Origin of the sequence: Pseudomonas sp., assembly GCF_048265905.1 — a bacterium.
GTDB lineage: Bacteria > Pseudomonadota > Gammaproteobacteria > Pseudomonadales > Pseudomonadaceae > Aquipseudomonas.
Genome location: NZ_JBLXAP010000004.1, coordinates 115,620 through 140,590, shown reverse-complemented (window position 1 = coordinate 140,590; position 24,971 = coordinate 115,620). Strand labels below are relative to the sequence as shown.

At 54.4% G+C, this 24,971-nt stretch carries 21 protein-coding genes and 1 riboswitch; of the genes, 11 read left to right on the top strand and 10 right to left on the bottom strand.

The genetic code is table 11. The annotated features are described in order from the left end of the window. Positions 1 to 73: 73 nt before the first annotated feature. Both ACN0UH_RS08035 and ACN0UH_RS08030 read right to left on the bottom strand, forming a co-directional pair. Entirely contained in the window at positions 74 to 1,357 is a 1,284-nt protein-coding gene (locus tag ACN0UH_RS08035; protein WP_417661561.1) for a Zn-dependent hydrolase, read from the bottom strand. A 35-nt stretch (positions 1,358 to 1,392) separates the two neighbouring features. After that, the gene (locus ACN0UH_RS08030) at positions 1,393 to 2,883 is read right to left on the bottom strand and encodes an NCS1 family nucleobase:cation symporter-1 (protein WP_417661560.1); all 1,491 of its coding nucleotides are present in this window, start codon (positions 2,881 to 2,883) and stop codon (positions 1,393 to 1,395) included. Between the two features lie 617 nt (positions 2,884 to 3,500). Here ACN0UH_RS08030 and hydA point away from each other — a divergent pair. The 3 genes from hydA to preA all read left to right on the top strand — a co-directional run bounded on the left by hydA (position 3,501) and on the right by preA (position 7,740). Then, positions 3,501 to 4,940, top strand: a complete 1,440-nt coding sequence (hydA, locus tag ACN0UH_RS08025; RefSeq protein WP_417661559.1) for a dihydropyrimidinase — start codon at positions 3,501 to 3,503, stop codon at positions 4,938 to 4,940. A 158-nt stretch (positions 4,941 to 5,098) separates the two neighbouring features. Further along, complete coding sequence (locus ACN0UH_RS08020; RefSeq protein WP_417661558.1) at positions 5,099 to 6,466, top strand: NAD(P)-dependent oxidoreductase; 1,368 nt, start codon at positions 5,099 to 5,101, stop codon at positions 6,464 to 6,466. Further along, on the top strand, positions 6,463 to 7,740 hold the full coding sequence (gene preA / locus ACN0UH_RS08015) for an NAD-dependent dihydropyrimidine dehydrogenase subunit PreA (protein ID WP_177408695.1): 1,278 nt from the start codon (positions 6,463 to 6,465) through the stop codon (positions 7,738 to 7,740). Before ACN0UH_RS08020 ends, preA begins: the two co-directional genes overlap by 4 nt. 123 nt (positions 7,741 to 7,863) lie before the next feature. Here the strand turns inward: preA and ACN0UH_RS08010 are convergent, their stop codons facing one another. Then, the gene (locus ACN0UH_RS08010; protein WP_087515288.1) at positions 7,864 to 8,484 is read right to left on the bottom strand and encodes a TetR/AcrR family transcriptional regulator; all 621 of its coding nucleotides are present in this window, start codon (positions 8,482 to 8,484) and stop codon (positions 7,864 to 7,866) included. Between the two features lie 140 nt (positions 8,485 to 8,624). After that, a riboswitch (S-adenosyl-L-homocysteine riboswitch) is annotated at positions 8,625 to 8,718 on the top strand. A 23-nt stretch (positions 8,719 to 8,741) separates the two neighbouring features. Here ACN0UH_RS08010 and ACN0UH_RS08005 point away from each other — a divergent pair. From ACN0UH_RS08005 to ACN0UH_RS07995, 3 genes are all read left to right on the top strand, one after another. Then, positions 8,742 to 10,151, top strand: coding sequence for an adenosylhomocysteinase (locus ACN0UH_RS08005; RefSeq protein WP_417661557.1), 1,410 nt, complete (start codon positions 8,742 to 8,744; stop codon positions 10,149 to 10,151). Between the two features lie 61 nt (positions 10,152 to 10,212). Continuing rightward, complete coding sequence (metF, locus tag ACN0UH_RS08000) at positions 10,213 to 11,058, top strand: methylenetetrahydrofolate reductase [NAD(P)H] (RefSeq protein ID WP_417661556.1); 846 nt, start codon at positions 10,213 to 10,215, stop codon at positions 11,056 to 11,058. Between the two features lie 365 nt (positions 11,059 to 11,423). After that, the gene (locus ACN0UH_RS07995; protein ID WP_417661555.1) at positions 11,424 to 13,313 is read left to right on the top strand and encodes a DEAD/DEAH box helicase; all 1,890 of its coding nucleotides are present in this window, start codon (positions 11,424 to 11,426) and stop codon (positions 13,311 to 13,313) included. Between the two features lie 130 nt (positions 13,314 to 13,443). On the opposite strand, the gene ACN0UH_RS07990 is transcribed toward ACN0UH_RS07995, so the two are convergent. Together ACN0UH_RS07990 and ACN0UH_RS07985 are read right to left on the bottom strand one after the other, a co-directional pair. Beyond that, the gene (locus ACN0UH_RS07990; RefSeq protein ID WP_417661554.1) at positions 13,444 to 14,022 is read right to left on the bottom strand and encodes a YceI family protein; all 579 of its coding nucleotides are present in this window, start codon (positions 14,020 to 14,022) and stop codon (positions 13,444 to 13,446) included. A gap of 89 nt (positions 14,023 to 14,111) precedes the next feature. Next, positions 14,112 to 14,660, bottom strand: coding sequence for a cytochrome b (locus ACN0UH_RS07985; protein ID WP_417661553.1), 549 nt, complete (start codon positions 14,658 to 14,660; stop codon positions 14,112 to 14,114). Positions 14,661 to 14,981: 321 nt separating this feature from the next. Between ACN0UH_RS07985 and ACN0UH_RS07980 the strand changes: the two genes are divergently transcribed. Further along, positions 14,982 to 16,388, top strand: a complete 1,407-nt coding sequence (locus ACN0UH_RS07980; RefSeq protein ID WP_417661552.1) for an adenosylmethionine--8-amino-7-oxononanoate transaminase — start codon at positions 14,982 to 14,984, stop codon at positions 16,386 to 16,388. Between the two features lie 209 nt (positions 16,389 to 16,597). Beyond that, a complete protein-coding gene (locus ACN0UH_RS07975) occupies positions 16,598 to 17,284 on the top strand; it encodes a CatB-related O-acetyltransferase (RefSeq protein ID WP_417661551.1) in 687 nt (228 codons plus the stop codon). Positions 17,285 to 17,512: 228 nt separating this feature from the next. On the opposite strand, the gene ACN0UH_RS07970 is transcribed toward ACN0UH_RS07975, so the two are convergent. Genes ACN0UH_RS07970 through ACN0UH_RS07960 form a run of 3 tightly spaced genes read right to left on the bottom strand, consistent with a single transcriptional unit; the run spans position 17,513 to position 20,994 of the window. Then, positions 17,513 to 18,337: a phytanoyl-CoA dioxygenase family protein gene (locus tag ACN0UH_RS07970; protein WP_417661550.1), complete on the bottom strand. Its 825-nt coding sequence runs from the start codon at positions 18,335 to 18,337 to the stop codon at positions 17,513 to 17,515. 24 nt (positions 18,338 to 18,361) lie between these two features. Then, complete coding sequence (argE, locus tag ACN0UH_RS07965; protein ID WP_417661549.1) at positions 18,362 to 19,549, bottom strand: acetylornithine deacetylase; 1,188 nt, start codon at positions 19,547 to 19,549, stop codon at positions 18,362 to 18,364. A 20-nt stretch (positions 19,550 to 19,569) separates the two neighbouring features. Further along, the gene (locus tag ACN0UH_RS07960; RefSeq protein ID WP_417661548.1) at positions 19,570 to 20,994 is read right to left on the bottom strand and encodes a YfcC family protein; all 1,425 of its coding nucleotides are present in this window, start codon (positions 20,992 to 20,994) and stop codon (positions 19,570 to 19,572) included. A gap of 578 nt (positions 20,995 to 21,572) precedes the next feature. On the opposite strand from ACN0UH_RS07960, the gene ACN0UH_RS07955 reads away from it, so the two are divergent. Both ACN0UH_RS07955 and ACN0UH_RS07950 read left to right on the top strand, forming a co-directional pair. After that, positions 21,573 to 22,259 (top strand): CatB-related O-acetyltransferase, encoded by a 687-nt coding sequence (locus ACN0UH_RS07955; protein ID WP_417661547.1) that lies wholly within the window; start codon positions 21,573 to 21,575, stop codon positions 22,257 to 22,259. 189 nt (positions 22,260 to 22,448) lie between these two features. Beyond that, positions 22,449 to 22,751 (top strand): hypothetical protein, encoded by a 303-nt coding sequence (locus ACN0UH_RS07950; RefSeq protein WP_417661546.1) that lies wholly within the window; start codon positions 22,449 to 22,451, stop codon positions 22,749 to 22,751. An 80-nt stretch (positions 22,752 to 22,831) separates the two neighbouring features. Here ACN0UH_RS07950 and ACN0UH_RS07945 read toward each other — a convergent pair whose 3' ends face one another. Beyond that, on the bottom strand, positions 22,832 to 23,224 hold the full coding sequence (locus tag ACN0UH_RS07945) for a DUF2846 domain-containing protein (protein ID WP_417661684.1): 393 nt from the start codon (positions 23,222 to 23,224) through the stop codon (positions 22,832 to 22,834). Positions 23,225 to 23,712: 488 nt separating this feature from the next. Here ACN0UH_RS07945 and ACN0UH_RS07940 point away from each other — a divergent pair, with 488 nt between their 5' ends. Further along, positions 23,713 to 24,432, top strand: a complete 720-nt coding sequence (locus ACN0UH_RS07940) for a 16S rRNA (uracil(1498)-N(3))-methyltransferase (RefSeq protein WP_417661545.1) — start codon at positions 23,713 to 23,715, stop codon at positions 24,430 to 24,432. Between the two features lie 59 nt (positions 24,433 to 24,491). On the opposite strand, the gene ACN0UH_RS07935 is transcribed toward ACN0UH_RS07940, so the two are convergent. Then, positions 24,492 to 24,965, bottom strand: a complete 474-nt coding sequence (locus tag ACN0UH_RS07935) for a chemotaxis protein CheW (protein ID WP_417661544.1) — start codon at positions 24,963 to 24,965, stop codon at positions 24,492 to 24,494. Positions 24,966 to 24,971: the final 6 nt, after the last annotated feature.

Genomic DNA, 24,971 nt, shown 5'->3' with positions numbered 1-24,971 from the left:
GGCCCTACAGCTTGATCTGCAGGGCCGCTGCCGTCCATTAGCAAATGTGCCAACTTCAGTGTGTATCAGGCAATCATGCCGCCAGTTTACCGCTGGCTAACGCTACCGATGCTTGCAGCATTGCCCTTAACAGCACTGCGCAACCTGCTGCCAGATCACTCGGCGCAGCATTTTCGATCTCGTTATGGCTGATCCCTCCCTCGCAGGGCACAAAAATCATCCCGGCAGGCCCCAGTTCTGCAAGAAAGATTGCGTCATGCCCGGCACCGCTGACGATATCCATATGCGAAAGGCCTAAACCTTGAGCCGCACTGCGCACCGCATCGACACAAACATTGTCGAAATACAGCGGTGGAAAATCTGCCGTTGGCGTCAATTCAACGCTTAAACCATGCTCAGCGCTGATGGTTTCTATGACCTTACGCACCTCATCGATCATTGAGTCCAACCGCTCTGGCTCAAGGTGACGGAAATCCAAGGTCATGCGCACTTCACCCGGAATCACATTGCGCGAACCCGGATATGCCTGCAAACAACCCACGGTGCCGCAGGCATGTGGCTGATGTTCAAGGGCCACGCGATTTACCGCCGCGACCACCGCGGCAGCACCAACCAAGGCATCTTTACGCAGGTGCATCGGTGTTGGGCCTGCATGCGCTTCAACGCCGCGCAAGGTCAGGTCAAACCACTTCTGCCCCAGCGCTCCGAGCACTACGCCGATGATCTTCTCTTCATCTTCAAGAATCGGCCCTTGCTCGATGTGCGCCTCAAAATAGGCGCCAACCGCATGCCCTGTGGCCTTGCGGCTACCGGCATAACCGATGGCATTTAGCGCTTCACCGACCGTTACGCCATCGGCATCGACCTTGGCCAGGGTTTCTTCAAGGGTGAATTTACTGGCAAATACCCCTGATCCCATCATGCATGGCGCGAAGCGCGAACCTTCTTCGTTGGTCCAGACCACCACTTCCAGCGGAGCTTCGGTCTCTATTGCCAAGTCATTCAGAGTACGCAATACCTCAACGCCAGCAAGCACGCCAAAACAACCATCAAACTTGCCGCCAGTCGGTTGCGTGTCGATATGACTGCCTGTCATCACCGGCGGTAAATCAGGATTGCGCCCGGCACGGCGCGCAAAAATATTACCCACCGTATCAACCGTCACGCTGCACCCCGCGGCTTCGCACCACTTGACGAATATGTCGCGCGCCTGGCGATCCAGGTCGGTCAGCGCCAAACGGCAGACACCGCCTTTGGCCGTGGCGCCAAGCTGGGCCAATTCCATCAGTGATTGCCATAAACGATCACCATTGATGTGCTGATCAGTGGATTGCAAAACAGCATTGGTAGCAGTCATGTTTACCTCCTCAGGCAAGAAGCAACTCTTATGGTTTACAGCGTCGGCTTGGCAACAACAGCGGGGCGCGGGCTGCTCATACTGCACAGGACAAAATAAATCAGCCCACCCAGCGCAGAACCGGTAAACCAACCGTAATCGTAGAACCAGCTAAACGCCTCGCTGCTGAGCGACATCAGCGTCAAGGCAACTGGCAGCACAAAGGCCGCGAAGCCCATCAAATTCCAGGCGGGATAAACGTTATCCAAATACAAGCCCGGCAAATCCAAACGTTGTTTTTTGATCAAAAAGTAATCAACCACCATGATCCCGGCGATAGGCCCGAGCAAACTCGAATAGCCCAACAGCCAGTTCGAATACACACTCTCAAGGCTGACATCGGAGACAATCCAGCCGAGCTTTTTCAGCAGTTCATGGCCCATCAGACCGAGACCGACAAAACCGGTGATAAACACCGCTTTGCTGCGATTGATCAGCTTGGGAGCAATGTTCTGGAAATCGTTAGTTGGCGAGACGATGTTTGCCGCGGTATTGGTTGAAAGCGTTGCCACGATGATCAGCGCCATTGCCAAGGCCACCCAGCCCGGGCTTTGGATATGGCCAATCAAACTAACCGGGTCGGAGACTGTTTCACCGACCAGCGATGCCGAAGCAGCGGTCATTACCACACCCAGCGCGGCGAACAGAAACATGGTCAATGGCAAACCAATAATTTGGCCGACGATCTGGTCCTTCTGACTTTTCGCGTAGCGGCTGAAATCGGGGATGTTCAAAGACAATGTCGCCCAGAAGCCGACCATTGCTGTCAGGCCTGCCAAAAAGTAACCCACCACGCTGGCACCTTCAGGGCGCTTGGGAGGCTGCGCCAACAACTCGGTCATCGACACATTTGGCAGCGCCCAAACCAACAACCCCGCACCGACCAGCACCAGCAGCGGCGCAGACAAGGTTTCCAGCCATTTAATCGACTCAGCGCCGCGTAAAACAACCCACAGGTTGAGCACCCAGAAGATCATGAAACCGATCACCTCACCGGTGCCGCCCAAAGCCTTCCAGCCCTCGAAGATCGAACCGAGAAACAAGTGAATCGCCAAGCCGCCAAACATGGTCTGGATGCCAAACCAACCACATGCCACCACTGCGCGTATCAAACAGGGCACGTTAGAGCCAATGATGCCGAACGACGAACGCAGCAGTACAGGAAACGGTACGCCGTACTTGGTGCCGGGAAATGCGTTGAGGGTCAGCGGGATCAATACCACGATGTTGGCCAGTAAAATCGCCAGCAATGCCTCGCCCACCGACAAACCAAAATAGGCGGTGAGCACACCGCCCAAGGTGTAGGTCGGCACACAAATCGACATGCCCACCCACAACGCGGTGATGTGCCATTTGTTCCAGGTTCGTTCATGCACCTTGGTCGGCGCAATATCGTGGTTATAGCGCGGGCTATCTAGCACATCAGTGCCAGCGTCTAGTTCGAACAGGCCATCGCGTTCGGTTACTTCCGATCTGCTCTGCTGCATGGGCTTCTCCAATTATTTTTTTGATTGTTAGCGCACCGGGCTAATGCGGTGGCTGGAGTTCTTCGAACAGTGCCAGCGACACTTTATGACCGACGAACATGGAGGCAGCAGCACTCAATAACCATGCCGAACCCTCATGCAGCCAACCACATACAACTTAACAATGCTTACAAGACATTGATTTAAATAGTCTTTAAAAATAATGCGGTGAACCACTCGATCCCCAGACAAGGTGCAACAACCGATTTTTCCGATCTTGTCTGCTCAGTCAGGACTCAATCTGGTGCAAGGCAATTTTTTTTCAAACCATCAGGCTTATCGCTTCGCCGGTTTAAACGGCTGATTTTGCATAAGAAATCTCGCTCATATTTGGAACCTGTCAAGTGCGTCAAAATGGTGAGAGGCATCACCATTTTGGTGATTATTAATATTTATTGTTATTTATCAATAAGTTAATAAGACGAAAGACACTTTAAAAATAATCTTGCTCAATCGACAAAGTGCTACTAGATTCTATTCCTGACAGTGATGACAGGATTAAAACTGCATCTCTGTCCTGCTCCACCCAAAGAAATCCAAGAACCGGCATGCACCGGTCAGCCTGAGAGGAAACTGGTATGGCTTTATTGATCCGTGGCGCCACGGTGGTGACCCATGAAGAAAGCTACAGCGCCGACGTGCTGTGCGCTGACGGCATCATCCAAGCAGTTGGCGAAGACCTCGACATACCCGCCGGCTGCGAAGTACTCGACGGCAGTGGCCAATACCTGATGCCTGGCGGCATTGACCCTCACACCCACATGCAACTGCCGTTCATGGGCACCGTTGCCAGTGAAGATTTCTACAGCGGCACCGCAGCCGGGCTGGCTGGCGGTACGACTTCGATTATCGACTTTGTGATTCCCAATCCTCAGCAGTCGCTGCTTGAGGCATTTCATCAGTGGCGCGGCTGGGCGGAAAAATCAGCGTCTGACTATGGATTCCATGTGGCGATTACCTGGTGGAGCGAGCAGGTCAGCGCCGAGATGGAAGAGTTGGTCAGCAAGCATGGGGTCAACAGTTTCAAGCACTTCATGGCCTACAAAAACGCGATCATGGCCGCCGATGACACCTTGGTCGCCAGCTTCGAACGTTGTTTGACACTGGGCGCGGTGCCAACCGTGCATGCCGAAAATGGAGAACTGGTCTATCACCTGCAAAACAAGTTGCTGGCACAGGGTTTAACCGGGCCAGAAGCCCACCCTTTGTCGCGGCCAGCACAAGTTGAAGGAGAGGCTGCCAGCCGGGCGATTCGGATTGCTGAAACTTTAGGCACACCGCTGTATTTGGTGCATGTCTCGACCCGCGAAGCATTGGATGAAATCACCTACGCACGCGCCAAGGGGCAACCGGTTTATGGCGAAGTACTTGCCGGCCATTTGTTGCTCGATGACAGCGTTTATCGCCACCCGGACTGGCAAACGGCTGCCGGTTATGTGATGAGTCCACCGTTCCGTCCGCGAGGTCACCAAGAGGCGCTATGGAAAGGCCTGCAGTCTGGAAACCTGCACACCACCGCAACCGATCATTGCTGTTTCTGCGCCGAGCAAAAAGCAGCGGGGCGCGATGATTTCAGCAAAATCCCCAACGGCACCGCTGGCATTGAAGACCGCATGGCCGTGCTCTGGGATGAAGGGGTTAACAGCGGCAAATTATCGATGCACGACTTCGTCGCGCTGACCTCGACCAACACCGCGAAGATCTTCAATTTGTTCCCGCGCAAAGGCGCGATTCGTGTCGGCGCGGATGCAGATCTGGTGCTTTGGGACCCGCAAGGCACGCGCACGATTTCAGCCAAGACTCATCACCAACAAGTTGACTTCAATATTTTTGAAGGCAAAACCGTTCGTGGCGTACCCAGTCACACCATCAGCCAAGGCCGCCTGGTCTGGGCCGATGGCGACTTACGCGCCGAGCGTGGCGCGGGGCGTTATGTCGAGCGACCGGCTTATCCCGCAGTATTCGACCTACTCAACAAGCGCGCCGAGCACCAACGGCCGACAGCCGTGAAACGCTAACCCTCAACTACTGCGCACCCACCCGAAGAGGTGGGCCGCAACCGTATCAACGACTTGACTGCCCACAAGATTGCAGGCCAATAACGCCGAGGGTTTAGCCCCCTCACATGGCGGCCAGCAGCCTTGATAACAATCACAAAACCGTGAGGCATAAACCCGTGATAGATACACTCAGCCACTTACCTCGTCCAGACGCAGACGCCGCCGAACTGGCAGCTAATTTCGGTGACCTGGCGCCACCTCTAAATGCCCGCCAAGCCGCATTGGAAAGCGCGCGCTGCCTGTATTGCTACGACGCGCCATGCATCAATGCCTGTCCCAGTGATATCGACATCCCATCGTTCATTGGCAGCATCAGCCATGACAATGTCACGGGCGCCGCGCAGACCATTTTGTCAGCCAACATTCTGGGTGGCAGTTGCGCCCGGGTTTGCCCGACCGAAATTCTTTGCCAGCAAGCCTGCGTGCGCAATAACGCGCAAGAATGCGCACCGGTGTTGATTGGTCTGCTACAGCGCTACGCGATTGATAATGCCAAGTTCAGCGAACATCCATTCAAGCGAACCGCCGCCAGCGGCAAGCGTGTTGCCGTGGTTGGCGCTGGGCCTGCGGGGCTTTCCTGTGCACATCGCCTCGCCATGCACGGCCATGACGTGGTGATTTTCGAAGCCCGGGAAAAAGCCGGCGGGCTCAATGAATACGGAATCGCCAAGTACAAGCTGGTCGATGAATTTGCACAAAAGGAAGTTGATTTCCTCCTACAAATCGGCGGCATTGAAATCCGCCACGGCGAACGGCTTGGTGACAACCTGAGCTTGAGCGAGCTGCACCAGCAGTTTGATTCAGTCTTCCTCGGCCTGGGTTTAGCCGCGAGCAAACAACTGGGCATGGCCAATGAAGATTCGCCCGGTCTGGTCGCGGCAACAGATTACATTCGCGAGCTACGCCAGAGCGATGTTCTCAGCAATCTGCCGCTGGCCAACCGCTGCATAGTCCTCGGTGCTGGCAACACAGCAATCGACATGGCGGTGCAAATGGCCAAGCTAGGCGCCCAAGACGTCAATCTGGTTTATCGCCGCGGCCTGGCCGACATGGGCGCAACCGGTCACGAACAAGAAATAGCCAAAACCAACCAAGTTCGGTTAATGACTTGGGCCCAGCCTGAAGCAGTATTGCTTGATGATGCTGGAAAAGTACGCGGCATGCGCTTCAGCCGTACCCGAATGGACGAGGGGCGCTTGATCACAACCGGGGAAACCTTCGAGCTGGCCGCTGATGCAATCTTTAAAGCCATCGGCCAAGCATTCGATGGCAATGCGCTGAATGATCCACTGGCCGCAGAATTGAAACGTCAAGGCGAACGCATCTGGGTCGATGAAAATCTGCGCACCAGCATTGCGGGCATCTATGCCGGTGGCGACTGCACCTCGCTCGACCAAGACCTTACAGTGCAAGCCGTGCAACACGGCAAACTGGCTGCCGAGGCCATTCACTCAACCCTCGCTATGAAAGTGGAGGCTGCATAATGGCCGATCTCTCTATCGTTTTCGCAGGCATCAAAGCCCCCAATCCTTTCTGGCTGGCCTCCGCGCCGCCGACAGACAAAGCCTACAACGTGGTCCGCGCTTATGAAGCAGGCTGGGGCGGCGTGGTTTGGAAAACCCTTGGCGAAGACCCGGCAGCGGTCAACGTGTCATCGCGTTACTCGGCGCTGTACGGCCCGAATCGCGAAGTGATGGGCATCAACAATATCGAGCTGATCACCGACCGCTCACTTGAAATCAACCTGCGCGAAATCACTCAGGTCAAAAAGGATTGGCCAGACCGCGCTCTGATTGTGTCCTTGATGGTGCCGTGTGTTGAAGAGTCATGGAAATACATCTTGCCGCTGGTCGAAGCCACTGGCGCAGACGGTATCGAGCTGAACTTTGGCTGCCCACATGGCATGCCGGAACGCGGGATGGGCGCAGCTGTCGGGCAGGTGCCTGAATACGTCGAAATGGTCACGCGCTGGTGCAAAACCTACAGTTCGCTGCCGGTCATCGTGAAACTCACCCCCAACATCACCGACGTGCGTTTGTCTGCCCGCGCCGCACATCGCGGCGGCGCCGATGCCGTGTCGCTGATCAACACGATCAACTCCATCACCAGCATCGACCTCGACAATATGGTCGCGCTTCCGGTTGTCGGCACGCAGAGCACTCACGGTGGTTATTGCGGCGCAGCGGTTAAACCCATCGCCCTGAACATGGTCGCCGAAATCGCCCGCGATCCCGAAACCCAAGGCCTGCCAATCTGTGGCATTGGCGGCATTGGCAGCTGGCGTGATGCAGCCGAGTTTGTCGCTCTCGGTTGCGGCGCCGTGCAGGTTTGTACGGCTGCGATGCTGCATGGTTTCCGCATTGTCGAAGACATGAAAGACGGTCTGTCCCGCTGGATGGATGCAAAAGGCTATACCAGCCTCGACGATTTCTCAGGCCGCGCAGTGGGTAATACCACGGACTGGAAATACCTAGATATCAACTACCAAGTGATCGCCAAAATCGATCAGGACGCCTGTATCGGCTGCGGCAGATGCCATATCGCCTGCGAAGACACCTCGCACCAAGCCATCGCCAGCCTTAAACAAGCAGACGGCACGCACAAATACGAAGTGATTGATGATGAATGCGTCGGCTGCAACCTGTGCCAAATCACATGCCCAGTCGAAGACTGTATCGAAATGGTCGTACAAGACACCGGCAAGCCATACCTGAACTGGAATGAAGACCCGCGCAATCCATACCGAGTGGCCAGTTAAAAAGCTCCCAAAAACTGCTGCGCTAGGTTTTCAGGCCCTTTGGCATAAGTAACGCCTTTGGCGTGAGAAAACACATGCGGCGTTCAACGCCGCATGGCCAAGCGCAGCAGCTCTAGGCGAACATTAAGGTTCGAGGCCGATACCACGCAGAATCACCGTGGTAATAGTCTGCACGGCTTTCTCGAACTGCATCTCGCTCAGCGCTTGATGGTCGTTCAGCACTTTTACCTGATGGTTAAAATCCGCGTAATGCTGGGTTGAAGCCCAGATCATATACAGCAGGCTCGAGGGCTCGACCGGCAAAATGCGCTTGTCCTCGACCCACTGCTTAATCTTCGCCTCTTTCATCTTCGCCCAGCTATATAAGCTGTCGTCCAGCGTTTCACCGAGCATTGGTGCGCCGTGGATAATCTCGTTGGCCCAGACTTTCGAGCCATGCGGGCGGGTGCGCGAATGATTCATCTTGGCGCGTATATAGCTGCTCAGCACAACGCGCGGGTCATCAAGCATTTCAAAACACAGGGCGTCTTGCTTCCAGACGTCGAGCAAATCGAGCAATACCGCGCGGTACAGTTCGTCTTTGGTGCTGAAGTAATAATGCAGGTTCGAGCGCGGCAAACCGGCTTCTTCAGCAATATCGCCCATGGAAGTGCTGCCAAAACCTTTTTCGGCGAAAACCTTTTCTGCACAGAACAGAATTTTTTCTATGTTGCGCCGGCGGATCTCAATCTTGTGATTGCCCATACGGGCTCCAATACTGCGGGATTAACCAAGGCTACCACTGCGTTGCGCGTAGGGCGACGGAAAGCCTTGGGCAAAACCGTCTGTATCGCTATAATCGCCCGGCTACACGTAACCGACACCGCTTCGGTTACGCCCGCCACCCATCCGAGGGGCGCTGCAGCAGACCCTGTACACCAGTGGTTTGTCAGGCTCGGATGGGGCGTTAACCATACGCATCAACGGCGCCCATTCGCAGACAACGAATGGAGACTCATTTTATGAGCGCTGTTATGACGCCTGAAGGTTTTAACGACTTTAAAGTCGCTGATATTTCCCTGGCTGCCTGGGGCCGCCGCGAAACCATCATCGCTGAATCCGAAATGCCAGCTCTGATGGGCCTGCGCAGCAAATATGCTGGCCTGCAACCGCTGCAAGGCGCCAAGATCATCGGCTGTATCCACATGACCATCCAGACCGCCGTGCTGATCGAAACCCTGATCGCACTAGGCGCTGAAGTGCGCTGGTCATCGTGCAATATTTTCTCGACTCAAGACCAAGCCGCTGCAGCTATCGCTGCCGCTGGTATTCCGGTCTTTGCCTGGAAAGGCGAGACCGAAGAAGAGTACGAATGGTGCATCGAGCAAACCATCCTCAAAGATGGCCAGCCTTGGGACGCCAACATGATCCTCGACGACGGCGGCGACCTGACCGAGATCCTGCACAAGAAATACCCGGCCATGCTGGAAAAAATCCACGGCGTGACCGAAGAAACCACCACTGGCGTACACCGTTTGCTGGATATGCTGGCCAAGGGCGAGCTGAAAATCCCGGCAATCAACGTCAACGACTCGGTCACCAAGAGCAAGAACGACAACAAATACGGTTGCCGTCACAGCCTCAACGACGCCATCAAGCGCGGAACCGACCACCTGCTGTCGGGCAAGCAAGCGCTGGTAATTGGCTACGGTGACGTGGGCAAGGGTTCCTCGCAGTCGCTACGCCAGGAAGGCATGATCGTTAAGGTTTCCGAAATCGACCCAATCTGCGCCATGCAAGCGTGCATGGACGGTTTTGAACTGGTTTCGCCATACATCGACGGCCTCAATGACGGCACCGACGCCTGCATCGACAAAGCTCTGCTGGGCAAGATCGACCTGATCGTGACCACCACAGGCAACGCCAATGTGTGTGACGCTGGTATGCTCAAAGCCCTGAAAAAGCGCGCTGTTGTCTGCAATATCGGTCACTTCGACAACGAAATCGACACCGCTTTCATGCGCAAAAACTGGGCATGGGAAGAAGTTAAACCACAGGTACACAAGATCCACCGTACTGGCAGCGGCAGCTTCGATGCGCAAAACGATGACTACCTGATCCTGTTGGCCGAAGGTCGTCTGGTCAACCTGGGTAACGCCACTGGCCACCCAAGCCGCATCATGGATGGTTCGTTCGCCAACCAGGTTCTGGCCCAGATATTCCTGTTCGCGCAGAAGTACGCCGACCTGAACACCGAGCAAAAAGCTGAACGCCTGACGGTTGAAGTCTTGCCGAAGAAACTCGACGAAGAAGTGGCTCTGGAAATGGTTAAGGGCTTTGGCGGCGTCGTTACACGCCTGACCAAGACCCAAGCTGATTACATCGGCGTAACCGTTGAAGGCCCTTTCAAGCCGGATGCTTACCGCTACTAAGTAGCCGACTGGCCGTGCATCTGCATGCAGGTGTACGGCCAGTGCTCACAAGGACATCGTCATGAGTCAAGAACGCCGTTTCAGCTTCGAGTTTTTCCCGACCAAAACTGAAGCTGGACACGAAAAGCTGATGGCCACTGCGCGCCAGTTAGCGACATACAATCCGGATTTTTTCTCCTGCACCTATGGCGCAGGCGGCTCAACCCGCGACCGCACCGTTAATACCGTGCTGCAACTCGATGGTGAGATTAAAGTTTCGACCGCACCCCATCTTTCCTGCGTAGGTGACAGCAAGGCTGAGCTCCGCGAGCTGCTGGATCTCTACAAGAGCAACGGCATCAAGCGCATCGTTGCCCTGCGTGGTGACCTGCCATCGGGCATGGGCATGGCGAGCGGCGAACTGCGCTATGCCAATGAGCTCGTTGCCTTTATCCGCGAAGAAAGCGGCGATCATTTCCACATCGAAATTGCTGCCTACCCGGAAATGCATCCGCAAGCACGTAACTTTGAGGATGATCTGGCCAACTTCGTGCGCAAGGCAAAAGCCGGTGCCGACAGTGCGATCACCCAGTATTTCTTCAACGCCGACAGCTACTTCTACTTCGTCGAGCGCGTGCGCAAGATGGGTGTTGAGATTCCGGTCGTACCGGGCATCATGCCGATCACCAACTACAGCAAACTGGCACGCTTCTCTGATGCCTGTGGCGCTGAGATACCGCGCTGGGTGCGCAAGCAACTGGAAGCTTACGGTGATGACATCGACAGCATTCAGGCCTTCGGCCAGCAAGTGATTACAGAAATGTGCGAACAGCTGCTGCAAGGCGGCGCGCCAGGCCTGCACTTCTATACGCTGAACCAGTCTGAGCCAAGTCTGGCGATCTGGAACAACCTGAAGCTACCGCGCTAACCGGCGTTTTAGAGTCGTTGTCATAAGCTCTAAAGCTAGAGGCCTGTGCAACCACACAGGCCGCTAGCAAGTAAGACTTCGAGCAATTGCTCAGTAAATCCTTGGTTTATGCGAACTAATTACCACTGCGCATGCCCAAGACAATGCTATTAATTAAACCCCGTATGCAGCAAATGCAGCGCCATTAAGCAGGCAACTACTGCGCAACGGCCAAGCTCTGTTATACTCGGGACTTCCCGCCAGGCTTGCGCCCGGATGCTAGCCCCTCCCAGAGGCAGCAGTACCGGACGGGATTGCGCGCCCCACGTGCGATTCAAGCCAGGCAATACATCATAGGGCTACGCCCTCACTAGACAGGATTTCACATGTCCTTTGCTTCCCTCGGTCTCTCCGAGGCTTTGGTTCGTGCGGTCGAGTCCGCCGGCTACACCCAGCCAACTCCGGTGCAACAGCGGGCTATTCCCGCCGCGTTGCAAGGTCGCGACCTGATGGTAGCGGCACAGACTGGCACGGGTAAAACAGGCGGTTTCGCCCTACCAATCCTTGAACGTTTGTTCCCTAACGGTCACCCGGACCGCGAACAACGTCACGGCCCAAGACAACCACGCGTACTGGTGCTGACACCGACCCGTGAACTGGCCGCTCAGGTGCACGACAGCTTCAAGCTGTATGCCCGCGATTTGAAATTCGTCAGCGCCTGCATTTTTGGCGGCGTTGGCATGAACCCGCAAGTTCAGGCACTGGCCAAGGGCGTTGACGTTCTCGTCGCCTGCCCGGGTCGCCTGCTTGACCTTGCTGGTCAAGGCAGCATCGACCTGTCGCACGTCGAGATTTTAGTGCTCGATGAAGCTGACCGTATGCTCGACATGGGTTTTATCCATGACGTTAAAAAAGTCCTCGCCCGTCTTCCGAGCAAGCGCCAGAACCTGCTGTTCTCAGCGACCTTCTCCAAAGATATTACCGACCTTGCAGGCAAGCTGCTGCATAACCCGGAACGCATCGAAGTAACGCCACCGAACACCACGGTTGAGCGCATCGAGCAACGCGTATTCCGCTTGCAAGCGAGCCATAAGCGTGCGCTGTTGGCCCACCTGATCACCGCTGGCGCGTGGGAACAGGTCCTGGTCTTCACCCGTACCAAGCACGGCGCCAATCGCTTGGCTGAATACCTCGACAAGCGCGGCTTGCCAGCGGTTGCGATTCACGGCAATAAAAGCCAGAACGCCCGCACCAAAGCCTTGGCTGATTTTAAAGCCAATAAAGTGCGCATTTTGGTAGCCACTGATATCGCCGCTCGCGGCCTGGATATCGACCAACTGCCGCACGTGGTCAACTTCGAGCTGCCAAACGTTGAAGAAGATTACGTACACCGCATTGGCCGTACTGGCCGTGCAGGTCGCAGCGGTGAAGCGATCTCGCTGGTAGCTCCAGACGAAGAAAAACTGCTGCGCGGCATCGAACGCATGACCAAGCAGAAGATTGCCGATGGCGACGTCATGGGCTTCGACGCCAGCACTGTAGAAGCTGAGCGTCCTGAAGTTCGCGAACCGCGTCAGCCACGCCAGCAGCGTGCGCCGCGCCCTGCTACACCGGACGGCGAGCGTCATGGTGGCGGCCGTAAAGACAAAGGCAAAGACACCGGTCGCGCTGCCAAGCCTGCCGGTAGCCGCGAAGGCGGCCGTGATAATGCTGGCCGCAAGCCTAAGCCACGTGGTGAACGCAGTAACCGTCCAGCCGCTACTGCTGCGATTCCGGTACTCCCCCCGGACCGCGCGCCAGATGAGTTCCGCGACGACGAAATTGATAACTTTGGTAACCGCGTTGACTACGTCAGCCCGAACCAGAACCGGTCGCAAAATCGTGGTCGCCGTCCTGCGGCAGCTGCTGCGCAGCCAGCATCAGGCCAACCACGTAATCAGGGCCGTGGCCCACGTAGCGGTGGCAGTGCGGCAGGCGGCGCTGCCAAGCCTAACGGCGGCGGTCAAGGCAAGCGTCAAGGTGGTCAGGGCCGTAATGGCTCTGGAGCTAACCGTTCACGCCCACCACGCGACCGTGAGCGCAGTACTTCACTTAATCGCGATGAACTGCCACGCAGCGAGCAAGCGGCTAGCAAGACGACAGACAAGCAGCCTGTCATCATGCATAAAAGCTCGCGCCTTGACCGGTTCCCAACACCGGAACAACTGGACCAACTGCCAAGCAGTCGTCCACGCGGTGAGAAACCAGCATTGCTAACGCGTAACCGCGACGAGTAACTCAGCAATGGCTGCAACCAACAACGCCGACCTTGTGTCGGCGTTGTTGTACCTGCGGGTCACGAATTGCGTATTTTTTGCCCAAAAAAACGCCGACTCGAAGTCGGCGTTTTTTATGATCGGTCAGTAATTACTGACGAACACCTTCAAACGAAATGATCAACTCAACTTCCTGCGCTGCAGGGCCGAGGTCTTTTTCAATGTTGAAGTCTTTCATCTTGATTGTGGTGGTGCCTTCAAAGCCTGCACGGTAGCCGCCCCACGGGTCATCACCTTCACCCACGAACTTGGCCTTAACAACAACAGGCTTGGTCACACCGTTAAGAGTCAGGTTGCCGGTAACATCAGCTGCACCGTCGCCAGTCGATTTAACCGAGGTCGATTCAAAAGTGGCAGTCGGGTTTTTGCTGACGTTAAGGAAGTCACCACTGCGGATGTGCTTATCGCGCTCAGCATGGTTGGTGTCAACGCTCTCAGTCTGCAGGGTCACTTTAACCTTGCTGGCTTCTGGTGTTTTAGCGTCGTAGCTGAAGCTACCATCGAATTCTTTAAAAGTGCCGTACAACCAGCTGTAGCCCAAATGGTTAATCTTGAAATTAACAAAGGCGTGCTGACCTTTGGTGTCGATCACGTAATCAGCAGCGAAAGCCTGACCCGCACCGATCAAAGCAGTGCCTAGCGCGAGTGCAGCAAGCGTTTTCTTCAACATAGAATCTTCCTTCCAAAGTAATCTTGCAAAATCATATTGCAACGTTTCAGGGATGCGCAGAGCTGTCCGCGCGATTCAACAACTAAAATCTATTCACGACCGAGCATGCGTTTTAGCGTGCTGTCACGGTCAATAAAATGGTGCTTGAGCGCCGCCAAGCCATGCAGCCCAGCAAATATGACAATGGCCCAAGCCAAGTACTCATGAACCATACCCGCCCATTCTTCCTGATCAGGAATACTGGTCAGGGTCGCTGGCACTTCAAACCAATCAAAAACGCTGATACCACGGCCCTCTGCAGTTGAAATCAAGTAGCCAGAAACCATTAACACAAACAAGCCGACATATAAGAATGTGTGGCCCCACTTGGTGGCTAACTGCGTCATACGGCCATGACTTTGCAAATGTCCCGGCGGCGGGCTGATCCAGCGCCAGCAAACCCGCAGGAGCATCGCTAAAAACAGCAAAATACCAATACTTTTGTGAATGTTTGGAGCATCGGTATACCAACTGTCGTAGTAATCAAGTTCGACCATCCAGAAACCAAGGCCAAACAGGCCAAATACCACCAAGGCCACCAGCCAGTGCATAAAAATACTGATCACGCCGTAACGTGAGGGAGAGTTGCGCCACTGCATCAATAATATGTTCCACAAAACCATGACTATTTAAGTTGGGCCAAGATTAGCAACAAAACTATCGATATAAAGCGTAAATTTTCGCTTTGAAATATCGGGAAATACGATAGCTATTCAAGACCCACTGTTTTCACACTGAACTTCTATGAATTTAGAGCTTATTGACCAGCCCGCATTACAGCAAGGCTGTGCAGTGACATGTCCACCAAGGGCTGGCGTCCCATCGACTCAACCAGCCTGTGGCTTGAAGCCCAATCACTAATTGACCCTAAGCCCGGCATTCGCATCTGGTAGGCTGTGCCTAAAGATTTGGAGGACTCCATGAGCTTGAACGATCAATGGATGCAGCGCGACCTCGCTGTGGTTTGGCACCCTTGCACACAAATGAAAGACCATGAGCAGCTCCCTTTAGTGCCCATCAAACGCGGTGAAGGCGTGTGGCTTGAGGACTTCGATGGCAAACGTTATCTGGACGCGGTCAGCTCATGGTGGGTCAATGTCTTCGGCCACTGCAACCCGCGAATCAATCAGCGCATCAAGGATCAGGTCGATCAACTTGAGCACGTCATCCTCGCCGGGTGCAGCCATCAGCCCGTCATTGAGTTATCCGAGCGTCTGGTCAAGCTGACGCCAAAGGGGCTCGACCGGGTGTTTTATGCCGACAACGGCTCATCGTGCATCGAAATCGCCTTGAAGATGAGCTTCCATTACTGGCTCAACATCGGTCAGCCAGAGAAAAAACGCTTCGTCACCCTGAGCAATAGCTACCACGGCGAAACCGTCGCTGCCATGTCGGTTGGCGATGTCGCCTTGTTCACCGACACCTATAAAGCCCTGCTCCTCGACACGATCAAAGTACCCAGCCCGGACTGCTACAACCGCCCTGAAGGCGTGAGCTGGGAAGAGCACTCGCGCCTGATGTTCACCCACATGGAACAAACACTCGCCGAGCATCATCACGAAGTTTCAGCCGTCATCGTCGAGCCACTGATCCAGGGCGCAGGTGGCATGCGTATGTACCATCCGGTTTACCTGACACTCTTGCGTGAAGCCTGTGACCGCTATGGCGTGCACCTGATTCTGGATGAGATTGCAGTCGGTTTCGGCCGCACCGGTACCATGTTCGCCTGCGAACAAGCCGGGATTCGCCCGGACTTTCTGTGCCTCTCAAAAGCACTGACCGGCGGTTATCTTCCGCTTGCCGCCTGCTTGGCCACCGACACCATTTATCAAGCGTTCTACGACGACTATTCAACCTTGCGCGCGTTTTTGCACTCGCACAGCTATACCGGCAACCCACTGGCTTGCGCGGCGGCGTTGGCGACACTGGATATCTTCGAGCAAGACAATGTTATCGAAGCCAATCGCGCGCTGAGCAAACGCATGCACGACGCCACTGCTCACTTGGTTGACCACCCGCATGTTGCCGAAGTCCGTCAAACCGGCATGGCACTGGCAATCGAAATGGTTGCAGACAAAACCAGCAAAACCCCTTACCCGTGGCAAGAACGGCGCGGTTTGAAAGTCTATCAACACGCACTGGAGCGCGGAGCACTGCTACGCCCATTGGGCAGCGTGGTGTACTTCCTGCCGCCGTATGTGATCACCCCTGAGCAAATCGACTTTCTGGCAGAAGTCGCAAGCGAGGGGATTGATATTGCCACCCGCACGTCAGTCAGCGTGGCCCAGGGTAATAGCAACTATCCGGGCTTTCGTGATCCGGGTTAAGCGTTCGGTTTTGAAAGCGGGATCACAAGGCCGGGTTAACCTCAGCCAATAAATATTTATGATCTGCCTTTAGCTGCCATGTCTTTGGATCAGAGACCGGAAGCTAATGTGCCTGTGAAAACTGATAAAAAATTCAAATCCGTGCTCGGGGTTAGTTGACCACTAAAATCAACTACGAGGATCCAGCGTGGCTTTGGGGGGAGAGGGAAATGGAGTGGGTATCGTTGGTGTTGTCGGCGAGCGCGCTGATCGTAGTGCTGTTGTACATCGGTGTTGCAAGCCCCGGCGCCAAAAGAAAGCGGCTTAAACGTGTCCTTGAGAGTGTGCCCGAACTTGATCGTGGTCAGGAACACTTCAAACGTCGCTACCCGCGCTATGAATATGGCACCGGCAGCTATGGAATGCCTGACGTAAAGGATTTCCGCGAAGGCACGACACTCAAAATTGGCGCTTACTGCTCAATCGCAAATGGCGTTCTGATCGTACTTGGCGGTAATCATCGGACTGACTGGGTCACCACCTACCCTTTCCCGGCCAAGTTGAAAGAAGCGAGTCACATCAAGGGCTACGACGGATCACGGGGCGATGTGATTATCGGCAGCGATGTTTGGCTATGTACCAACAGCACCATCTTATCGGGAGTCACCATCGGGCACGGTGCCGTGGTGGCGGCTGGATCACTGGTTAACAGGGATGTCGCTCCATACTCGATTGTTGCGGGAAATCCTGCTCGGGTAATCGGCTGGCGTTTTGATGAGCAAACACGCGAAGCACTTGTTGCGACGAATTGGTGGGACTGGCCCAAAGAGGAGGTTGCTAGCGTTGTCGAGCAACTGTGCTCTGAAAATATCACGGACTTCCTTGAGTACGCCCGAAGCCGCCAACAGGCATCTTGAGTCTGTGGTTAATACCCCTTTAGTGGCCGTCAGGGCGACATACGTCTCCTGCCAGCAACCGTCGTTATCAAACAAACATCAGAATTAGTATAGGGTTGCGCCACATGCGCTGGCGCGCCCCGTAGATACACCCGCGGTTTACTCGACGTGGCAAATTACTTTTTGTCGATTAACGTACCCAACAGCCCAGTTCATCAAAATTAATCGCCCCTCAACGATTAATGCGCTTCAGTCAGTCATCGATGGAAACAACGGATGATCCATCGGTGCGCCAGCGGGCAGTTCCTTGTCCAACCCCGGGAAAGGTGGCGAGGTTGTCCAGTTACGCGGGGCGTGGGTCATGTCGTCACCAAGCAGGCGCACTGAGAAGGCACGGCGGCGATTCTGCCCGCTGACGCCGCCAGAGGCGTGTAATGTCAGCATATTGAAGAACACTGCATCACCCGGCTCAAGCTCCCATCCCAGAATCGGGAAGTTATCGCGCTGTGACTCAATATCCGGTAGTTCGCCCAGCGAGCCCTCTGGAAACCATTTGGCCTGGTTATCAAGGAAGGTCCGTGGCATCAGCCAAGGGCCTTTATGGGAGCCGGCAATAAACTCAAGAGTCGCGTCGCGCGAGACAGGATCAATGGGCATCCACATGCTGATGTTCTGCTGACCTTCGACATTGTAGTAAGGCTGGTCCTGATGCCACGGGGTGCGTTGACGAGTGCCCGGTTCCTTGACCAGCAAGTGATCGTGGTACAACCGAACGTGTTGACTGCCCATCAGGCGCCGGCCTGCCTCGGCTAACGGTGACTTGAAGATGAATTTACGGTAGGCAGGATTATCTTGCCAATTGCAGAAGTCCTCGAAAAACCAGCCTGGATCATCTGGCTGGCTGGCGACCTTGGCTCTGGGGCTGGGATTGCGCAGGTTATGTTCGATGCCTGCGGCGAGTCCACTGATCAGCGCCTGATCAAATAGGCCGCGTATACAGATTGCGCCGTCGCGCTGAAAGGCATCAATGGTGTCCTGATCGATAAGTGCATCAAGTGAAGCAGTCGTCTGCATGGCGTGCAGCTCCTTGTCGGGCAATCAGTCAAAGATCGGCAATTCGTCATCCAGCGCATCGACTAGACGGCTGAAAAATTGTTCGCAGCGTTCGAGTTGGTCAAACTCAATGTATTCATCTGGCAGGTGTGCCTGATGGATACTGCCGGGGCCGCAGATCAGCGCCGGGATTCCCAGGCCGGCGAAGAGTCCGGCCTCACAGCCAAACCCCAGGGCCACGGGGCTTCTGTCACACTGAGCCAGCGTCGCGAGCCAGTTGATGTAGCCCTGCCGTTGTTCGTCGAGCTGGGGGTATTGGCCGACACACTCCAGCTCCAACCGCGCCTGCTCAGCCAGCGCCTGAATCTCTGTTGGCATGGCTTGTGGATAGGCGGCGGACAAACGATGGAGAACTTCCTCGCTATCCTGACCAGGCAAGGTACGCATCTCGAAGTCGAGCTGGCAGCGTTCGGGAATCTTGTTGAGGGCGCTGCCGCCTTGAATCAATCCAGTGTGGACTGTCGACCAAGGCGGATCGAAGCGGTGGTCGGGTGGCGTGTTCAGCCGCTTTTCTTCGGCCAGGCGACGAATTTCCAGAATCAGCCCCGCCGCGACATCAATTGCGTTGACTCCGCGCTCTGGATAACCGGAGTGCCCGCCAACCCCATGGACAGTTGCACGCATGGCGACATGACCCTTGTGTGCATTGCCTATACGCATCAAGGTGGGTTCACCAATAATGGCGCCTCGCAAGCGATGTGCCTGAAGACGTAAGTGCGGCAACATCAGGGGCGCACCAAGACAGCCAAGCTCTTCATCGAACGACAAGGCCAGAACCACTGCATTGCGCTGGAAGCGATGCTTGGCTTTGACCAGGCTATTCAAAGCGATGCCGATAAAACCCTTCATATCCGCACTGCCGCGACCGTAAAGTCGACCTTGATGTTGGCGCGGGACAAAAGGCTCCGTGATGCTCCAGTCAGCCGGGTCAGCCGGAACCACATCGCTATGCCCGGAAACCAGGATCGCGGGAGCATCCTTGGGGCCGAACTCGGCAATCAGGTTGGCCTTATTGCCATCAGCGTCATGAATCAGGGTGACCGGAATATCGTGCGTTTGCAGCCACTGCGCAACGAATTGAATCAGCTCCAGATTGCTGTGTGAACTGGTGGTATCGAAGGCGATCAAGCGCTCGATCAATTCAAGTGCGTCGGGCGAAAGGGGTGCTTGCATGTTCAGCTCTCCAGCCACTATCAGGCTCCGGTCCATATAAAGGTGTTGGCAACCACAACCAGCGCAGCGCCAAGGCTGTAGAGCATCAGGATCAGCGGGAGCATGAAGCGCATCCAGCGCGCCCATGGCACACCGGCAATGGTGAGGCCTGCGATCAACCAGCCAGCGGTCGGGGTGAAGGCATTGGAGATACCATCACCAAATTGAAAAGCCAGCACGGCGACCTGGCGATCCACCCCGGCAAGATCGGCCAGCGGCGTCATGATCGGCATGGTCAGCGCGGCCTGACCGCTGCCAGAGGTGACCACGAAATTCATCAGGCTTTGGGATGCATACATACCCAGTGCCGCCAAGTTCGAAGAGCTGTCGCCGACGACGGATACCAAGCTGTGAATGATGGTGTCGATGGTCATGCTCTGTTGCACGATAACCACGATAGTGAAGGCCATGCCCACGGCCAATGCTCCATCGACCATATCCTTGCAGCCATCCGAGAAGGTCTGGGCAATATCATTGGTCGGCATACGGGCAATGATGCCGCTGACAATGCCCAAAATCAGGAATATCCCTGCCATTTCCTTGAGGTACCAGCCCCAACTGCTGACCCCGATAATGATCACCACCAAGGCCACGCCAAAAGCGGCCAGAATCCCCAAGTGACGGGGTTCCAGCTGTGCCAGCTCGGACTGACTCATGCCCTGCTCGGGCACAGCCAGATCAGCAATTACGCTACGGCTCGGGTCTCGCTTGACCCGCTGTGCATAGAACATGACATAGCCCGCGCTAAGGGCAACGAATAGCACCCAGCAAAACATGCGATAACCCATGCCGGAGAACAGCGGTAGTTCGGCAATCGATTGTGCGACCCCGACATTGAACGGGTTGAGAAAGGAGCCCGTGTAGCCGATTGCCGTGCCGATCAAGGGGATCGCAGCTGCAACCACAGCATCGTAGCCGGCACGTCTGGCCAGTGGCAGGAGAATGAAGATGTAGACGATGCTGCCCTCAATCATCCCGTAGGTAGCCGAGCATAGGGCGAAGAAGGTCATCATCAACGGAATGATCAGGATTTCACGCCCGACCAAGCGGGACAGCAGCAGATTGACCAGCCCTTCCAACGCCTGACTGCGGCGCATAACGCCGAAGGTGCCGCCGACGATAAGGAGGAAGAAAATAATCGACGAGCCGCTCTTCATGCCCTCGAAAAAGGCATTGAAAAAGGCCAAGGGGCCGATGGCCGGATGTTCGACCAAGTGATAGGTCCCGGCCACAATCACCGAGCGGCCCTGCTCACTGACTACGCGTTCATAGCTGCCACTGGGAATCACCCAGGTAATCAGCGCGGCGAATACGGCCAGAACGAAGAGAATGACAAAAGCATGAGGAATAGCTTTTGGGCTGGGTGATCTCAAGCTGATATCGCTTGCCATGGTGGTGTTGGACATTGTTATCACCAGTGGAGTTGGCCATTGCTGGCTGACAGAGATTCGTTAGCTGGCTATGTTAATTGCAATGCAAAGCCTATTGCACCAGCCTCAGGCACATTAGTGGGCTCGTTGTACCGAATTCATCCGCAAGACTGCGTCACAGGGAGCATTCCTACATGAGCGCTATGCGCACTGAGGCAACGCCAAGGCTGTAAACCTGTGTTTTGATTAGAGTCGATAACCGGGCAGGGCTTAGCCTGAAAGGGAGAGGTGGCGTAATCGGTCGTTGAATCCTGCATGAACGAGTGTCCTTTTCAATGCGGATATCTATTCTTGTATATACAATGAAATTTGATATTACCGCTTGGAGTATCGCTGTCAAGCCATTACTTGAGCATGAATTCAGCACGATTGGACTTAAGCAGCAATCATCTTGCCATCATGTATATACATTTATTGAAGATAGAAAATCGCATCTCCGAACACTAAAGGAAAGATCAGGTCTTATTCAAAACGTCAGCCAAAAGACCGGGCTTAGCCCCCTAAAGTTTTATAGTTGTTCGCTATGTACGCCAAATATGGGAATGGAGTAGAAGATGGAATGGGTGTCATTAGTCCTCTCGGCTAGCGCACTGATAGTGGTGGCGCTGTACGTTGGTGTTGCAAGTCCTGGCGCCAAAAGAAAGCGGCTTAAACGTATCCTTAAGCGTGTACCCGAATTTGATCGTGGCAGATATCAGTTCAAGCGCCGTTACCCGCACTTTGAATATGGTACCGGCAGCTATGGCGTGCCTGAGGTGAAGTTCATTTACGAAGGCACGACCCTGAAAATTGGCTCTTACTGCTCAATTGCCAAAGGGGTTCTGATTTTACTTGGCGGCAACCATCGCACTGACTGGGTCAGCACTTACCCTTTCCCAGCCATGTTGAAACAAGCCAGCCACATCAAGGATTACGAAGAATCACGGGGCGATGTGCTGATCGGCAGCGATGTTTGGTTATGCACTAAAAGCACAATTTTGTCTGGAGTCACCATCGGTCACGGTGCTGTCGTGGCGGCTGGAGCGTTGGTTTGCAAGGATGTTGCACCCTTTTCAATTATCGCGGGAAATCCTGCTCGGGTGATCGGCTGGCGTTTTGATGAACAAACGCGCGAAGAACTCTTAGCCAGCAAGTGGTGGGACTGGCCAAAAGAAGAGGTTGCCAGAGTGGTCGAACTTCTATGTTCTGAAAATACCGTTGGTTTCCTTGAATACGCTCGAAGCCGTCGCCAGGCAACTTGAGTGCTAATGACAACAGCAAAGGTAATAGGCTAGACAATATCTAAGCCAGACAACCGTAGTTCGTCCCCTTTTAGTCACGGACTGAACCTAAATCTTAACTACCGCAGGTCACAATTTAACAGAAGTTACTGAATTTTACCTCTGACACAAAGTCTTATAAGAACAATGCTAAATCTAGAGGTTCTCGTTATGGTTATGCACTTCGAAACAACCGATGATCAAGTTGCATGCGGTCGAGACAACGACAACTTGGATACCACCAGTAAAGCAAACAAAGTGACCTGCAAAACCTGCCTTGGCTCGCATGTGATGCAAGATATCGCTGGGACCACGAAGCCCAAGAAAAAAGCCAAGAAGCCAGCAAAGAAACAACCCAAGAAAAAATCTGTACCAAGCTCAACATTCGACTGGAAGCATGAGTGGGCGGTAATGTGCCATGACATACGCCCTAATGATCGACTTCCACGTGGTTTTGAGTCGATTGAGATCTGACCCAAAGAGCTCTTAAAGAAACCCAGGAACCGATCCTACTAACCGACTGGATAGATTAACAGGATCGGTTCTGCACTTCGTTACTTAGCTTCTTTGATCACCGTTCCCAAAGAAGCATCCTTTACTAAATAGCGCCCCTCCAAATCATCAAGTGGAGCCAAGCTGTTTCGTGCCATCAAAAAACCCACTTCAACATTTTGCTTAACATAAACAACTTCACCTGCATTAACATTTACAAGCAGCTCGGCCCAATTCTCTGCCTTTGAACTTATTTTATGTTGCCCAGGTGTTACATAAAAATAAATATACTCATTGGCCCGTGTATATCCCATTTCAGAGTCTGATTCTTGATCATCAAGAAAGACATTAAAACGAACCAACCCGCCAGCCAAGCTAGGGCGAACTATATAAAGCAACCCTTTGTCGGCAACGGCTTCTTTCGGCAAAGTGTACCCAGCCAACTCTGCTTGCATCTTATCCGGTGAAGGCGTTGAGGCACATCCATAAAGAAGGCTTATGCAAACAAGCGAAAGTATTTTAATTATCTTTACAGTCATCTTTGGTTCCCTAGCTACGCACTGTGATTGTTATTTCCAAAAAAACTCGTGACACTTCAAACACTCAACTAAGCATGCTTGGCAACTTTGAGTGAAGGTTTTTAACCTGTTAATAAGCTACGCTGCAGACAGTAACGAACAGTGCAGTGTGTAAACCGCCCCAATGCAGGCCAAGTGCCACTATTCATTTCTGGGCGCAACATTAGCACGAAGTGAAAAAGCCATCATGGGTGATAGATAAATATGTGACATGAGTCTGTCCTGCTGCGCCGGATCCATCCAAAAGTCAGGCAGCAGCTCACCTGCGCCTGAAATGATGCTCAAACCAAGGCTAGCGCCCGCACACAACGCGGACGTCAAACAGGCTAAACTGCGCTTCCCTGTGTTCTGTAAATAGTTTGCCCATGCGCCTATCTCGTTTTTTTATCGATGCCCCGCTTTCCATTGGCCAGCACCCGTTGCCTGAGGCGCAGGCTCATTACATCAGCCGCGTGCTGCGCCATAGCGTCGGCGATGCGGTCCAGCTCTTTGATGGCAGCGGCAATGAGTTTCTTGGCGAGTTGATTGAGGTGGGCAAAAAAACCGTAAATGTTGATCTGCGCCAATGCATCGCCGGGCAGCCAGAATCGCCGCTGAGTGTACATCTCGGCCAAGGTTTGTCCCGTGGCGAGCGAATGGATTGGGCGATCCAAAAAGCCACAGAGCTGGGTGCCACCGAGATCAGTCCGATCGTCAGCGAACGTTGCGAAGTCAGGCTTAAGGATGAACGCGCTGACAAACGCATGGCGCACTGGCGGCAAGTGGCGATTAGCGCCTGTGAACAATGCGGTCGCTCAGTGGTGCCGGTGATCCATCCACCGATCAGCTTGAAAGACTGGATAACCCAGATAGACAGCGAATTGAAGCTGGTGCTGCACCCGGTCGCAGAACCGCTGGAGAGCCATGCCAAGCCAGGTTCGCTGGCATTTTTGATAGGACCTGAAGGCGGCTTGAATGATGACGAGATCGAGCAAGCCAAAGCCCAGGGCTTTCATGCCGCACGCCTCGGCCCAAGGGTGTTGCGCACCGAAACGGCGCCGGTGGTGGCTCTGAGTGTCGCGCAACAGTTGTGGGGCGATTTTTAAATCGCAGCAGCCATAATGCAAAACGCCAGCATCGCTGGCGTTTGTAGCTGGAGCCAGGCTTAGATCAGGCCTGCGTCTTCAAGTAACTGCTCAAGTGCGATCAGATCAGGGATCTTGACCACCTCATCACCCACTAGCACCGCATCCAATTCCAATGGCGACAGCGTTGCACCGGGTGCTGTACCCAGGTCACTGACAACTTTTACCGAGCGCGGAATACCCTGCACCAGCAGAGCAATAAACTTAACCTTTTCCCGGCCACCCGGCGCGTTGATTACCGCCACCCGAGCATTGCCGCCAATTTGAGCCTGCCCGTCACTTGCTGCCTCGAATGACAACAACGGCAAGCGCAGGTCACGCCAATTGATCTGCCCCAAAAACCACGCAGGCATTCCCGCGCTCGGCTGTGGCGCGCGATATGGAATCAACTCCGCAACCACCACGTTAGGTATCAGCAAGGTGCGATCAGCCAATGGAATGGCTAGGCACGTAAGGCTGGTGACGCTGCTTTCGGTTGTTATTGCTTGGCTCATTAAGAA